The 14,514-nt window shown below is 53.5% G+C and carries 13 protein-coding genes; 7 read left to right on the top strand and 6 right to left on the bottom strand.

The window, feature by feature from the left end; translation table 11 throughout:
• Nucleotides 1–98: 98 nt before the first annotated feature.
• Nucleotides 99–152 (top strand): hypothetical protein, encoded by a 54-nt coding sequence (locus L6J37_RS21505; protein WP_442957015.1) that lies wholly within the window; start codon nt 99–101, stop codon nt 150–152.
• A 746-nt stretch (nt 153–898) separates the two neighbouring features.
• Here the strand turns inward: L6J37_RS21505 and yihA are convergent.
• Nucleotides 899–1,573: a ribosome biogenesis GTP-binding protein YihA/YsxC gene (yihA, locus tag L6J37_RS15515; protein ID WP_237795779.1), complete on the bottom strand. Its 675-nt coding sequence runs from the start codon at nt 1,571–1,573 to the stop codon at nt 899–901.
• A 158-nt stretch (nt 1,574–1,731) separates the two neighbouring features.
• Between yihA and L6J37_RS15510 the strand changes: the two genes are divergently transcribed.
• From L6J37_RS15510 to hemN, 5 genes are all read left to right on the top strand, one after another.
• Complete coding sequence (locus tag L6J37_RS15510) at nt 1,732–2,349, top strand: c-type cytochrome (protein ID WP_027251506.1); 618 nt, start codon at nt 1,732–1,734, stop codon at nt 2,347–2,349.
• A gap of 166 nt (nt 2,350–2,515) precedes the next feature.
• The gene (locus tag L6J37_RS15505) at nt 2,516–3,160 is read left to right on the top strand and encodes a class I SAM-dependent methyltransferase (RefSeq protein ID WP_192017423.1); all 645 of its coding nucleotides are present in this window, start codon (nt 2,516–2,518) and stop codon (nt 3,158–3,160) included.
• Entirely contained in the window at nt 3,157–3,693 is a 537-nt protein-coding gene (gene yihI, locus L6J37_RS15500; RefSeq protein WP_192017424.1) for a Der GTPase-activating protein YihI, read from the top strand. Before L6J37_RS15505 ends, yihI begins: the two co-directional genes overlap by 4 nt.
• Nucleotides 3,694–3,696: 3 nt before the next feature.
• Nucleotides 3,697–4,179: a DUF2489 domain-containing protein gene (locus L6J37_RS15495; RefSeq protein ID WP_370630703.1), complete on the top strand. Its 483-nt coding sequence runs from the start codon at nt 3,697–3,699 to the stop codon at nt 4,177–4,179.
• Between the two features lie 167 nt (nt 4,180–4,346).
• Nucleotides 4,347–5,720 (top strand): oxygen-independent coproporphyrinogen III oxidase, encoded by a 1,374-nt coding sequence (gene hemN / locus L6J37_RS15490; protein WP_237795778.1) that lies wholly within the window; start codon nt 4,347–4,349, stop codon nt 5,718–5,720.
• 87 nt (nt 5,721–5,807) lie between these two features.
• Here hemN and add read toward each other — a convergent pair whose 3' ends face one another.
• The 4 genes from add to glnA all read right to left on the bottom strand — a co-directional run bounded on the left by add (nt 5,808) and on the right by glnA (nt 11,347).
• Nucleotides 5,808–6,809, bottom strand: a complete 1,002-nt coding sequence (gene add / locus L6J37_RS15485; protein WP_237795777.1) for an adenosine deaminase — start codon at nt 6,807–6,809, stop codon at nt 5,808–5,810.
• 163 nt (nt 6,810–6,972) lie between these two features.
• Nucleotides 6,973–8,388: a nitrogen regulation protein NR(I) gene (gene glnG, locus L6J37_RS15480; protein ID WP_161446827.1), complete on the bottom strand. Its 1,416-nt coding sequence runs from the start codon at nt 8,386–8,388 to the stop codon at nt 6,973–6,975.
• 75 nt (nt 8,389–8,463) lie between these two features.
• Nucleotides 8,464–9,528, bottom strand: coding sequence for a nitrogen regulation protein NR(II) (gene glnL / locus L6J37_RS15475; protein ID WP_192017428.1), 1,065 nt, complete (start codon nt 9,526–9,528; stop codon nt 8,464–8,466).
• A gap of 409 nt (nt 9,529–9,937) precedes the next feature.
• Nucleotides 9,938–11,347, bottom strand: coding sequence for a glutamate--ammonia ligase (glnA, locus tag L6J37_RS15470; RefSeq protein ID WP_192017429.1), 1,410 nt, complete (start codon nt 11,345–11,347; stop codon nt 9,938–9,940).
• A gap of 557 nt (nt 11,348–11,904) precedes the next feature.
• Between glnA and typA the strand changes: the two genes are divergently transcribed.
• Nucleotides 11,905–13,734 (top strand): translational GTPase TypA, encoded by a 1,830-nt coding sequence (typA, locus tag L6J37_RS15465; protein WP_192017430.1) that lies wholly within the window; start codon nt 11,905–11,907, stop codon nt 13,732–13,734.
• Nucleotides 13,735–13,827: 93 nt separating this feature from the next.
• Here typA and L6J37_RS15460 read toward each other — a convergent pair whose 3' ends face one another.
• A complete protein-coding gene (locus L6J37_RS15460) occupies nt 13,828–14,469 on the bottom strand; it encodes a DUF2959 domain-containing protein (RefSeq protein ID WP_237795776.1) in 642 nt (213 codons plus the stop codon).
• Nucleotides 14,470–14,514: the final 45 nt, after the last annotated feature.

Genomic DNA, 14,514 nt, shown 5'->3' with positions numbered 1-14,514 from the left:
ATAATTTAATTACGTCTCATATGAAAAAAAACTACGAAAAGGGCTTTTTTTCTCTGCACACTTGATATACAGTTATCGGCGTAGGGTACAGAGGTAAGATGTTCTATCTTTCAGACCTTTTGTTTCACGTTATTGGATTTGGCTTTTTTTAGCCGCCCTGGTCATTTGGCCAGGGCGTTTTTATTTGTGGCCGGCCCAATCATTATCCGTTTTCATCTCCCGACTGTTGCTCATCCTCTCCCGCATAAGCTATCCCTCTGCTGGCAGTATTTGCTGATACTTTATGCATCTTTGCCCGGAATCGCGGCTAATCTGGCTCCTCAGCCCGGTGTCACAGATGTTGTGGTTTCTCTGCCGGATGACCCGACGGATAATAATTAGAGTAATTACTTTAATTATGTTAATGAGGCGTTTATAATGAAGCCTGCTTCTTGTTCATATTTGTCGGACTGAGTGAATACATCGCCAGCCGACCTATCCATGATCCGGCCACCCGTTTTTGGGTGGCTTTTTTTTGTCATTTTGCCATGTTTCTGTAATTTAGTTCCAAATTGAGCGGTTCAGGTAAATCAGGGGATGACTTAATTTGCAGAATGAAACAATTGGCTGAGCTTTTGGCCTGAGTCGGGCAAAAGTGAATGTTATGTCAGAGGGGAGCTATGGAAAATCAGGAATCAGAGGGGAACAAACGCCCAGATTTCGTATAAAAAACTTGCGTTGGCTGGTTAAATCATTAATCCTTTCTGAACAAATATAAAAACCTCCTATTTCTCTCCCGTTGCCCCATCGTTCCGGTGGGGACATTTTTATCTGGCGTTCGTCAATGGTCTGACCGGTGCGAAAGTGAGAAAAATGGCGGGTTGATGCCTGATCGGGCGATCAGGCATATTGATAGAGGTTATTCTGCGTCCGGCTCCATACCGTCCTGTTCAATATTCTCTGCCTCCAGCAAGGCCTGCTGACGGGCCAGTTCCGGGGCAAACCAGGTATCGAGTTTGCGGCGGACCTGATCAACACCTATGCCTTTCAGGGCAGAAAAATTCTCGACTTCCACATCGCCACCAAAGGCCAGCGCGGCTTCGCGAATTTTCAGCAACTGCGCTTTACGGGCACCGCTTTTGAGTTTGTCCGCTTTGGTCAGCAGGACCAGTACCGGCAAATGGCTTTCCACTGCCCAGTAAATCATTTGCTGGTCGAGATCTTTCATCGGATGGCGGATATCCATTAACACCACCAGTCCCTGCAGGCATTCGCGTTTTTGCAGGTATTCACCCAGTGCGGCCTGCCATTTCTTCTTCATCTCAAGCGGCACCTGAGCATAACCATAGCCTGGCAGGTCAATCAGGTTACAGCCGGTTCTGACTTCAAACATGTTGATCAACTGGGTACGACCTGGGGTCTTTGAGGTACGTGCCAGGCCTTTCTGATCAGTCAGACGATTTAAAGCACTTGATTTACCAGCATTAGATCGGCCAGCAAATGCAATCTCAACGCCTTTATCCAAAGGAAGGTGGCGGATGTCCGGAGCACTGGTAATAAAATGGGTTTGTCTGTAGTTGAGAGGGGAATTCACTGTTAACTCCGTCAAGTCTTCTGGTCGTCGACTAATTACTTTTATGCGAAAGTGTGTAAAATGTACCACTAACCCTGCTTGGTTAGTGGTGCATTGTATACCATGTTGCTAAGCAATACTTGTGGTACTGGAAGCTCAATAATTATAAACGGAATGTCATGAAGAAATTAGCATTGATATTTACACTTCTTGCCAGTTGCACAAGCTGGGCCCAGGGAGATGTTGAAGCTGGAAAAGCAAAAGCAGCGACATGTGCAGCATGCCATGGCGCTGATGGAAAAGGTATCACAGGACAATACCCCAACCTTGCGGGTCAGCACCCACGTTATCTGGAGAAGCAGCTGAAGGAATTCAAGCTGGCGATGACGACTGGTGGTGAACAAGGGCGTAATGATCCTGTGATGGGCGGCATGGCGATGCCATTGTCTGAACAAGACATGGCGGATCTGGCGGCTTACTTCAGTTCCCTGCCTGCGATTGAAGGCACTACCACTGAGAGCTCGATCGAAATCGGTCAGCAGCTTTATCGTGTGGGTGATGCCGACCGTGGAATTGCGGCCTGTACGGCGTGCCACGGTCCGCGGGGTAATGGCACCAGCCTGTCTGGTTTCCCGGATATTTCCGGACAGCCTGCGGAATACATCAAGAAACAGTTGACCATGTTCCGCGAAGGCCAGCGCAGCAATGATATGAACGCTATGATGCGTTCAGTTGCAGCGAAACTGAGTGATAAGGAAATCGACGCCTTGTCACAGTACGTTGGCGGTCTTCACTGATCACACACTCAGTATCGCAAGCTTCGCAGTGTAATAAAGGCAGCTCAGGCTGCCTTTTTTACTGGCTGGGATTCACCGCGCTGTCCGTTTCTCAATCGGCGCAGGTCTGCTATCATACGCGGCTTGATTTTGACCGCGCCGGAAATCCTGGCTCAAGGAGATGCTGATGACGGTTTGTACCTTATGCGACAGCGCAACCATTCAGGTTTATCATCAAGATAATCGGCGGGCCTATTTTCAATGCCGGGCCTGCAGTCTGGTGTTTGCGGACCCGGCCTCGCATCTGACACCTGAGCAGGAAAAAGCGGTCTACGATCAGCATGAAAACCATGTTGAAGATGAAGGGTATCGCCGTTTCCTCAGCCGGCTGGCCGCACCGCTTAGTGCGCGTTTGCCGCCAGGGCCGCTGGATGGCCTGGATTTCGGCTGCGGGCCTGGACCTGCTCTGGCAAGCATGCTTCGTGAGCAGGGACATCAGGTTGCTGTTTATGACCCCTATTTTGCCCCGGATACCGGTGCGCTGGCATCTCAGTATGACTTTGTCACCTGTACCGAGGCGATTGAACATTTTTATACCCCGGCCCGTGAATGGCAGTTGCTGCTGTCATTGGTCAAGCCGGGCGGCTGGCTGGGATTGATGACTAAGCTGGCAACCGATGCCGAGGCATTTAGCCGCTGGCATTACAAGAATGATCCCACCCACGTCAGCTTTTTCAGCCAAGAGACGTTCCGTTATCTGGCACAGCGAGATGGGCTGACGGTGGAATTTATTGGTAACGATGTAATTATGCTGAGGAAAAATCAGTCATGACCCGTAAGAAAAGAGGCCGTAAACCTGGCTCTGAAGGCCCGGCGCAGTTCGTAGAAAAGAGTGTCAGCCAGCAAGACCTGGATGGCCGTGCCCGTCAGAAAGCCCGTAAGCGTAAAGGCTTGAAAGCGGGCAGCCGCCACTCAGATGCTGATGCTCAGAATGCGCATCGTCAGGGGCAGGCGAAAGATCCTCGCCACGGCAGTAAAAAACCTGTGCCACTGATTGTTGAGCCAAAAGCCACCAAGCAGGCGCGCCGCATGAGTGCCGAGCAGGAACTGGCAATGCTGGAGAATGATCCGCAGCTGATGGCACTGTTGGACCGTCTCGATGCCGGCGAAAAACTGGGTGCCGGCCTGCAGAAGCAGGTTGACCAGAAACTGGACCGTATTGAGCAGCTGATGAAACAGCTGGGTCTGTACGAAGAAGAACAGGATGAAGCCGAGGATCAAATCGCCGCCGGGGATGCCCGCAGCGAAGAAGATCTGCTCGATGATTTTGAAAATACCCGTTGGGACGATTTCGATAAGGAGTAAGCCTTGCAGGATCTGAAACTCTGGTTGTTAGTGGCAGGAAGCCTGATTGTTGTGGCACTGGCGGCCTACGCCGGTTATCTGCTCTACCAGCTGTATTTACAAAAGCAGCGCCATAAGGCTTTTATAGCCCGCGCAGAGCAGCAACAGAGCGAGGCAATTGCGCAGCGAAATAGCAATATTCTGGAAAGTGTCTACATCATTGCGCAAGCCGGACGGCAGGAGCAGTGTGACATGTCGGAAATTGCCATTCGCCTGTACAAGCTGATGACAGTCCTGCAGGCCGAGCGCAGCGTCAACTTTTCCGCCCAGTATCCGGCTTTGTTTGAGCTGTATAAAGTGGTTGAAGAGATGCCGCGTGGTGATGAACGCAAAGCCCTGGCTAAGCAGGAGCGGATGAAAGACGATCTGCTGCGCATGAAAGCCGAGTCACGGCTGTTTGATGCGATACAGTCGGAACTGACTCAGATCCTGGCGCAAAAGGCCTGACCCAGAGCCTGCGAGTGAAATGAAAAACCCAGTGGCTGGCCACTGGGTTTTTTTGTATGCCGGTCGGCCTAATCCGAGCTGTTTTTGTTATCGATCAATAATCGGGCGGCGGCCTCATGCTAGCTTGGCGGATTGACTTGGCAGAACGTCTGTGAGGTAACGCCGCGATGACAGAGCAATCCATGATTTGGGATCAGGCACTGATCGAAAAATATAACTATTCAGGCCCCCGCTACACCTCGTATCCAACGGCCCTGGAGTTTCAGCCCGACTTTACCGCCGCGGCGTTTTCCGCCGCCTGCCAGCGTTATCCCGAGCGCCGTTTGTCGCTCTATATCCACATTCCGTTCTGTCACACCCTTTGCTATTACTGCGGCTGTAATAAAGTCATTACCCGGCATGCGCATAAGGCCGACATCTATCTGGCGGCACTGGACATTGAGATTCGCCAGCGTGCAGCGCTGATGCGTGGCCGGGAAGTCAGTCAGCTGCACCTGGGCGGCGGGACGCCCACTTTTCTGACCAAGCCGCAACTTACCCGGCTGATGGCACAGCTGCGCGCCTCCTTCACCCTGCTGCCGGATGCGGAAATCAGCATAGAAGTCGACCCGCGCCGGATAGCGCTGGATGTGCTGGATCATCTTCGGGCGGAAGGCTTTAACCGCCTGAGTATCGGTGTGCAGGATTTCGATAAAGAGGTTCAGCAGCTGGTTAACCGCGAGCAGGACAGAGATTTTATTGAAGCTTTGGTCAATCGAGCCAGGGAATTGGGTTTCCGCTCGACCAATCTGGATCTGATATACGGTTTGCCGAAACAGAACAATGCCCGTTTCGTTAACACTCTGGAGCAGGTGTTGGCGATGAAACCGGGGCGCTTGTCTGTGTTTAACTATGCCCACATGCCGTCACTGTTTGCCGCCCAGCGAAAAATCAAAGACGCCGATTTACCGGCGCCGTCAGAAAAGCTGGCGATGCTGCACAGCACCATTGAGACCCTGACCGCTGGCGGTTATCAGTTTATCGGTATGGACCATTTTGCCCTGCCGGAAGACGAACTGGCCGTGGCCCAGCGCGAAGGCAAGCTGCACCGCAATTTTCAGGGCTACACCACTCAGGGGGATTGCGATTTGCTGGGACTCGGGGTGTCTGCGATATCGATGATTGGCGACAGCTATGGCCAGAACCAGAAAGAGCTGAATGCTTACTATGCCGACATTGAATCGCACCAGCATGCTCTGTGGAAAGGGGTGAACCTGACCGCCGATGATCTGCTGCGCCGTGAGGTGATTAAAACCCTGATTTGTCAGTTTGAGTTATCGATAACGGATATTGAGCAGCGCTATGGCATTAGCTTTGCGGACTATTTTGCCCAAGACTTGTCGCTGCTGCAGATGTTTATCGATGACGGTCTGGTTGCTGTGACAGGTGAGCGGATTGCAGTCGCCGCCAAAGGACGGTTGCTGATCCGCAATATCTGTATGTGCTTTGATATCTATCTGCGCCAGCGCGCCCGCCAGCAGCAGTTTTCACGGGTGATCTGACCCTTGCGCTGATCAGGCTAACCCGAAAAAAAACGCCCTGCTTGCGATTTCAAGCGGGGCGTTTTTGTTGCGCAGGCGATGGCGGGATTAACGCTTGGCCGCCATCTCGCGCAGGGCGTTCTTCTCGCTGTCAGACAGGAAAGCCAGTTCCAGGCCGTTGATTTGCGCCTGGCGGATTTGCTCCGGCGTCAGACCTGCCTTAGGCGCAGCCACTTCGTACTCGTAAGGCAGCTCAATGCCTTCAACGGCCGGGTCATCGGTATTCAGACAGGCCAGAATGCCGTGATCGAGAAACTGCTTGAGCGGGTGACCGGCCAGGCTGGCGACAGTGCTGGTCTGGATATTCGAGGTCAGGCAGGACTCAATACCGATGTTGTGCTCAGCCAGATAATCCATCAGTCTGGCATCTTCCACCGCTTTCACACCGTGGCCGATACGCACTGCCCCCAGCTCCTCAATCGCTTGCCACATGCTTTCCGGGCCTGCGGCTTCACCGGCATGCACTGTGACCTGCAGGCCGGCATCGCGCACCTGTCTGAAGTGGCCGACAAACTGGTTACCCGGCTGGCCCAGTTCATCGCCGGCCAGATCAACGGCAACAAGGTGGTCTTTCTGGCTCAGCAGGGCGTCCAGCTCCTGCTGGCAGGCCTGGGTGCCGAAAGTCCGGCTCATGATACCGATCAGGTTCGCTTTGATACCAAAATCGCGACAACCGGCTTGAACGCCGTCGACAACGGCTTCGACCACGCCGGCGACTGGCAGGTTGTGTTTCATCGCCATGTAATAGGGTGAGAACCGCAGCTCAGCATAGTCAATTTGCGCGTTGAGGGCATCTTCGACATTTTCGTAGGCTACGCGGCGGCAGGCCTCCAGATCGCCCAGCACCGCGACGCCCCAGTCCAGTTTGGACAGGAAAGCCACCAGGCTGGGCTCGGCTTCCACGATTTGAACGTGCGGACGTAGTGACTCAAGGTCGTTGGCAGGCAGTGCCATGCCAAACTGCTGGCCCAGCTCAAGAATGGTCTGAATACGGATGTTACCGTCCAGGTGACGGTGCAAATCGGTCAGTGGCAGGTGTTTGCTAATCATGATCATGGTATCCCGGAAAAACTGTAGCCTCAGTATAAGCAAAGATATCAAGACAATCATTACACTCAGGGTGAGGATCTGGCCCGATCATCAAGATCGGGCTGATGTTTACTTCCGCTGTTGAAAAAATCACCAATCCTGCTCACCGACAGTGGCAGGGCTGTCAGTCACTGGCCATGTTGAGCTCTTTGAGTTTCCGGGTCAGGGTGTTGCGTCCCCAGCCGAGCAGCTTGGCGGCTTCCTGCTTGTGACCGTGGGTAAATTCCAGGGCGGTATCAAGCAGAATACGTTCAAATTCCGGCATGGCTTCCCCCAGCAGATTCTGGTTGCCCTGCTGCAATGCCTGGCGGGCCCAGTGCTGCAGCGATTGTTGCCAGTGCGGTTCGCTGCCGTCGCCTTTCGGCTGGCTGTCGACGGCGGTCAGTTCGGGCGGCAGATCCGACGGCAGGATTTCGTTGCCGCTGGCCATCACTGTCAGCCAGCGACAGGTATTTTCCAGCTGGCGAACATTACCCGGCCATGCCAGGCTGGTGAGCAGGGTTTCTGTGTCCGGGTGCAGGGATTTGATTTCCACTCCCAGTTCATCTGACGCCCGCTTTAAGAAATGGCGGGTCAGTTGCGGGATATCCTGTCGGCGGTCTTTCAGAGCGGGCAGATGCACCCGGATGACATTCAGGCGGTGGAACAGGTCTTCCCGGAAATCCCCTTTGGCCACCAGCCGTTCCAGATTCTGGTGCGTGGCGGCTATGATGCGGACATCGACATTGATGGGTGAATGCCCGCCAACGCGATAGAACTGACCGTCAGCCAGTACCCGTAGCAGCCGGGTCTGAATATCCAGTGGCATATCGCCGATTTCATCCAGAAACAGGGTGCCGCCATTGGCCTGCTCAAAACGGCCCTGGCGGATGTTGTTGGCGCCGGTAAACGCGCCTTTTTCATGGCCAAACAGCTCAGATTCAATCAGGTCTTTGGGAATGGCTGCCATGTTGAGGGCGATAAATTCGCTCTCCCGTCTCGGGCTGTGGCGGTGCAGTGCCTGAGCAACCAGCTCTTTACCTGTGCCGGATTCGCCATTGATCAGCACGGAAATCGAGGAACGGGACAGGCGGCCGATGGCACGAAACACTTCCTGCATTGCCGGTGCTTCGCCGATGATCTCCGGGGCCTGCTTGGTGATTTCCTCCGGCTGCTGCTGGCGCTTTTGCTCCTGGCTGTGGGTGACTGCCCGCTCCACCAGGCTCACGGCTTCGTCGATATCAAACGGCTTGGGCAGGTATTCAAACGCCCCTTCCTGATAGGCGTTAACGGCCGCATCCAGATCTGAGTGCGCCGTCATGATAATGACCGGCAGGGTGGGGTAATCATGATGCAGGTTGCGCAGCAGTGTCAGGCCATCTGTGCCCGGCATCCGGATATCAGATACCAGGACATCCGGCACGCTGCGCTCCAGTGCTTCTACGACGCTGTCGGCATCGGCGAAGGTTTCGCAGCGCAGTCCGGCTGCATTCAGGGTGCGCTCCAGTACCCAGCGTATGGAGCTGTCATCGTCGACAACCCAGATTAGTCCTTTGCTCATCGCATGCCCTCCGTTGTGTCCTTTGTGTGCATGCCGGGCGTGATGGCGGAAATGCTAACAGGCCCGGCTGCTTTGTTATTCTGTTGATTGAATCGGTAGATAAATGGAAAATTTTGTCTGCCCTGGCCAGCTCGACACTTCAATTTTGCCGTGGTGCTGATCAATTAAATTCTGGGCGATGGACAGGCCGAGTCCGTTACCGCCTTCGCGGCCCGTGACCATGGGATAAAACAGGGTGTCCTGTATGTCGGCCGGAATGCCGGGTCCGTTGTCTATGATGTCGATCTTGGCCGCGATTCTGTGTCGCTGACCGTGAATTAAAGCCTGGTGTGCGGTGCGTGTCTGCAGGGTGATTACCCCTTCGCCCGACTGCTGGCTCAGTGCCAGGGCGGCATTACTGACAATATTGAGGATGGCCTGCTCCAGCTGCTCCGGGTCCATGCTGAAATCCGGCAGACTGGGGTCATAATCGCGCTGGATGCGCAGCTGTTGCTCTCTGTGATCCAGCGACACCAGCTGGCGAACTTTTTCCAGTACCACATGGATATTGCCTACCGTTCTGATGCCGGGTTTTTGCGGCCCTAACAGGCGGTCGACCAGATTTCGCAACCGGTCGGCCTGTTCAATGATCATTTGGGTGTACTCGGTATAGCTGGGATCCGGCAGGGCTTTTTCCAGCAATTGCGCGGCCCCGCGTAATCCCCCCAGCGGGTTTTTGATCTCATGGGCCAGCCCGCGGACCAGCTCTTTGGCGGCTTGTTGCTGCGCGTGCTGGCTGATTTCCTGGCTGATCCGGCGCTGCTGATCTATGGGTTTGAGCTCGAGCAGAATCAGCACCTCTTTTTGCCAGCTTACCGGGCTGGCATTGATTTCCAGGGTATGGTGGCGGCCATCGATCACCAGGGTTACTTCGCCGTCGGTTAGTCCTTGTCCACTTTGCACTGTCGACTGAATCAGGCCCAGATCGAGCGAGCTGTGCTGGAGCAGATCCGGAAAGCGACTGCCCAGCAATCGCCGCTGGCTGCAGGACATCAATTGCTCTGCGGCCGGATTGACGTAGCGAATTTTCAGCAGCTCATCGAGCAGTATCACCGCAGTGACCAGGTTGTTCAGGATCAATGGCGTAAAAGCGGCAGTCACAGTCTCATCCTTGTGGTTATGGCCAGTGTGCCCGCTTGCGGAGCAAACACCTCTGGTGCATTGCACTGTTTTGGTGCATTACAGTGTAGCCCGTCTTTTGTTACTTGTGCAGCACTAAGTGAGCGAGTCCAGCCTTTTTAGGCTGTTGGTGACAGCAACCGCTTTGAGACTGACTTTTGGCAACGCATAAAGACGGTGAACGTTGAATAATGCAATAACCTTGCCGTCTTTTCCGGCCCAATCACCTCAGTGGGCCTGTAAAGCGTGCCGGCTGCGGGAAACGGGATGAGTCGTTTTGGTGAAAGTGGTTGCGCCAGCCTGGGTGCTGAGGTTTGCCCAGCCTTGGTGAGCCAGATAAAGAAAAGGCCTGCATGCGCAGGCCTTGAACAGTGAATCGCGGTGTTCAGACTTATACAGAGTAGTACAGGTCGAATTCCAGAGGGTGAGTCGCCATGTTGATGCGCTCAACATCTTTTGATTTCAGTGCGATGTAAGAATCGATGAAATCGTCAGAGAACACGCCGCCAGCGGTTAAGAACTCGCGGTCCTCATCCAGTGCTTTCAGTGCGATCTCCAGTGACTCTGCCACTTTTGGAATCTCTGCCGCTTCTTCTGCTGGCAGATCGTACAGGTCTTTGTCCATCGCTTCGCCTGGGTGGATCTTGTTCTTGATGCCGTCAAGACCAGCCATCAGCAGACAGGCAAATGCCAGGTACGGGTTAGCCGCTGGATCTGGGAAGCGAGCTTCGATACGGCGCGCTTTCGGGCTTGGTACCACAGGGATACGGATAGACGCAGAGCGGTTACGCGCTGAGTACGCCAGCATAACAGGGGCTTCGAAACCAGGAACCAGACGCTTGTACGAGTTGGTTGACGGGTTAGCGAACGCATTGATGGCGCGTGCGTGCTTGATGATACCGCCGATGTAGTACAGTGCCATTTCAGACAGGCCGCCGTACTTGTCGCCCGCAAACAGGTTCTGACCGTCTTTGGCCAGAGACTGGTGCACGTGCATGCCGCTGCCGTTGTCGCCAACCAGAGGCTTAGGCATGAAGGTTGCTGTTTTACCGAAAGCGTGCGCGACGTTATGAACCACGTATTTGTAGATCTGGATTTCGTCCGCTTTTGACGTCAGGGTGTTGAAACGGGTTGCGATTTCGTTCTGACCTGCAGTCGCCACTTCATGGTGGTGCGCTTCAACAACCAGACCCATTTCTTCCATGATCAGACACATGGCAGAACGGATATCTTGTGATGAGTCAACCGGTGCAACCGGGAAGTAACCGCCTTTCACGCCCGGACGGTGACCTTTGTTACCGCCTTCAACGGTAGAACCTGTGTTCCATGCCGCTTCGATATCGTCAACCTTGAAGAAAGAACCTGACATATCAGTGGCGAACTTCACGTCGTCGAACAGGAAGAACTCAGGCTCAGGACCTACCAGCACTGTGTCGGCGATGCCGGTGCTGCGCATGTACTCTTCCGCACGCTTGGCGATAGAGCGCGGGTCACGGTCATAGCCTTGCATGGTGGCAGGCTCAAGGATGTCACAGCGAATGTTCAGCGTGGCATCTTCGGTAAATGGGTCCAGCACAGCGGTAGATGCATCTGGCATCATCACCATGTCTGATTCGTTGATTCCTTTCCAGCCAGCGACCGAAGAACCATCAAACATCTTACCGTCTTCGAAGAAGTCTGCGTCAATCTGGTGAGCGGGGATAGAGATGTGTTGCTCTTTACCTTTGGTATCGGTAAAGCGTAGGTCAACAAATTTAACTTCGTTTTCCTGGATCAACGCGAGTACGTTTTCTACTGACATCTTAAGTAACCTCCGGTGTTAGATTTGGGCAACTGGCCGCAAAAAATTTTGGAAAGGAACAAGCATGTGCTCCGATACAGTAAGCTTTGCGAAATCCATGCCAACTTTTTAAATCCCCAAAATTGCCATATTTACGCCCTGTTATGGCGCTCAGTGCAAATAATCATGGGCTCCATTGCACTGATATGGTGATTTTGCGCACCACAATGGTGCAAGCGGGGATTATCTCCCTCTTTGTCACTCCGTTTCACCCGAATGCAAAGACATCGGCTATATTTAGCCCACGCTGATCAATTGTCAATCGTCTGCGCGACGGATTGCATTCACTTTATTGCACCAAAAAAAAGCCCGTTGCGCGCTCTTGTTTTTAATTGACTGTTTTTATTGGTTTTTTACGCTTTATTCTTGCTATTGCTATCAGTTTCGTTCCGACGTGATGATATAAATCACATATTTGCTGGGTTTTGACGTAAAATCTGGTAGATTATGAGCCGTTTTTTTAATCAGTGGCTGCCTGTTTTTCAGGGGGTCGCAACATCTGAGTGAATGCCAAATCCATGTCTAATCCACAGATCGATAAATTACGTAATATCGCAATCATTGCGCACGTAGACCACGGTAAAACCACCCTGGTTGATAAACTGCTGCAGCAATCAGGTACCTTGGACTCCCGTGGCGGCGTTGAAGAACGCGTGATGGACTCCAACGATATCGAGAAAGAGCGTGGCATTACCATCCTGGCGAAAAACACCGCCATCAACTGGAATGATTACCGCATCAATATCGTGGACACCCCAGGGCACGCCGACTTCGGTGGTGAAGTAGAGCGTATTATGTCGATGGTGGATTCTGTTCTGCTGATCGTTGACGCAGTTGACGGCCCGATGCCGCAAACTCGTTTCGTGACCCAGAAAGCGTTCGCTCACGGTTTGAAGCCAATTGTTGTTATCAACAAAATCGACCGTCCGGGCGCTCGTCCTGACTGGGTGATGGATCAAGTATTCGATCTGTTTGACAATCTGGGTGCGTCCGACGAACAGCTGGACTTCCAGGTGGTTTACGCATCAGCACTGAATGGCTGGGCAACACGCGAAGAAGGCGAGACTGGCGAGAACATGGAACCACTGTTCCAGGCAATCGTAGACAATGTTGCACCACCTGCGGTCGACGTTGACGGCCCGCTGCAGATGCAAATCTCTCAGCTGGACTACAGCTCTTACGTCGGCGTTATCGGTGTTGCCCGTGTGACCCGTGGTTCTGTAAAACCAAACCAGCAAGTGACCATTATTGGTGCAGACGGTAAAACCCGTAACGGTAAAGTCGGTACTGTCATGGGCTACCTGGGTCTGGAGCGCCACGATATCGATCGCGCGACTGCCGGTGATATCATCGCGATCACTGGTCTGGGTGAGCTGAAAATCTCTGACACCATCTGTGATGTCAACGCGGTTGAAGCACTGCCAGCGCTGAGCGTCGATGAGCCAACTGTAACCATGACTTTCCAGGTGAACACCTCTCCGTTTGCCGGTAAAGAAGGTAAGTTCGTGACCTCTCGTAACATTCTGGAGCGTCTGCAGAAAGAGCTGGTTCATAACGTTGCGCTGCGCGTTGAAGAAACAGAAGACCCGGACAAATTCCGCGTGTCAGGTCGTGGTGAACTGCACCTGTCGATTCTGATTGAAAACATGCGCCGTGAAGGCTTCGAGCTGGCGGTATCACGTCCTGAAGTTATCATCAAAGAAGAAAACGGCCAGTTGATGGAACCGTTTGAAACTGTGACCATTGATGTCATGGAAGAACACCAGGGCGGCATCATGGAGAAAATCGGCCTGCGTAAAGGTGAGCTGAAAGATATGGCGCCGGATGGTAAAGGTCGTGTGCGTATGGATTTCGTCATGCCATCACGTGGCCTGATCGGTTTCCAGACTGAGTTCATGACCCTGACCTCAGGCTCTGGTCTGATTTACCACACGTTTGATCATTACGGTCCGCACAAAGGTGGTGAGATCGGCCAGCGCGTCAATGGCGTGCTGATTGCAAACGCCGCGGGTAAAGCACTGACCAATGCCCTGTTTAACCTGCAGGAGCGTGGTCGTCTGTTCATCGGTCACGGTGTCGAAGTCTACGAAGGCATGGTGATCGGTATTCACAGCCGTGATAATGACCTGACGGTTAACGCCCTGAAAGGTAAGCAGCTGACCAACGTCCGTGCATCAGGAACCGATGATGCGCAGGTGCTGACCACGCCAATTAAGTACACCCTGGAGCAGGCGCTGGAATTTATCGATGACGATGAGCTGGTGGAAGTGACGCCGGAAAGCATTCGTATCCGTAAGAAACTGCTGACGGAAACGGATCGTAAGCGTGCGAGCCGTGGTGCGAAGTAACAACTGATTCTGTGCGCCCTTTGGGGGCACAGTGAAAAATCCCCCGTTCCGGTTATCCCGGCGGGGGATTTTTTTATTCAGGCCGACACCAGATTAACTGCGGTTCAGCTGGGCCACAAAGCGCTCAGACTCACTGATAGCGGCGCGCATATCGCTGATCGCCCGCTGGATATCGCGTTCAAGCGAGCGGAACTCGCCTTGCAGGGAGCCGATGGCCGCAGCATTGAGGTTGTGCTTCAGGTACAGGCTGTTATCCCGCAACGTATCCAGCACAGGTGCCATTTTGCCTTCTGCCCTGTGCATGGCAGCAATCATCTTGCTGTAAGAAGCGCGGGTGGCTTTGAGTTTGGCTTCGCTGTCGCGGCGCAGCGCTGAGCTGGAATACAGGCTCAGCTCCTCTTGCCATTCATCGAACAAGGCTTGTGAGACATTTTCAATCGCTGCGATGCGGTCGCTGACTTTATCGGCGGCATCGGCACTGGCTTCATACTGCGCATTCACCCGGTTGTAGGTCTCTTCCAGCGTACCACCTTCAAAGCGGGTTAGTGACTGTAACGCGGCCAGCGCTGAGGTAAACTGTTCCTGGGCGTCTTTCTGCGCCTCAGTGGCATCTTCGACGCGATCGATCATGATATCGCGTTTATGAACACCGACCGATTCCATGGCAGAATAGTAGGCGCTCTGGCAGCCCGACAGCAGTGTCAGGCTCAGTATCAGGGCAAAAGCATATGGCATAAAAGCTCCTGGCTGGCGACCTGGCTGGTTGTTATTCCCATCCGG

The organism is Photobacterium sp. WH77 (genome assembly GCF_022014395.1).
GTDB classification, from domain to species: domain Bacteria; phylum Pseudomonadota; class Gammaproteobacteria; order Enterobacterales; family Vibrionaceae; genus Photobacterium; species Photobacterium arenosum.
This window is presented reverse-complemented; position numbering and strand designations above follow the sequence as displayed.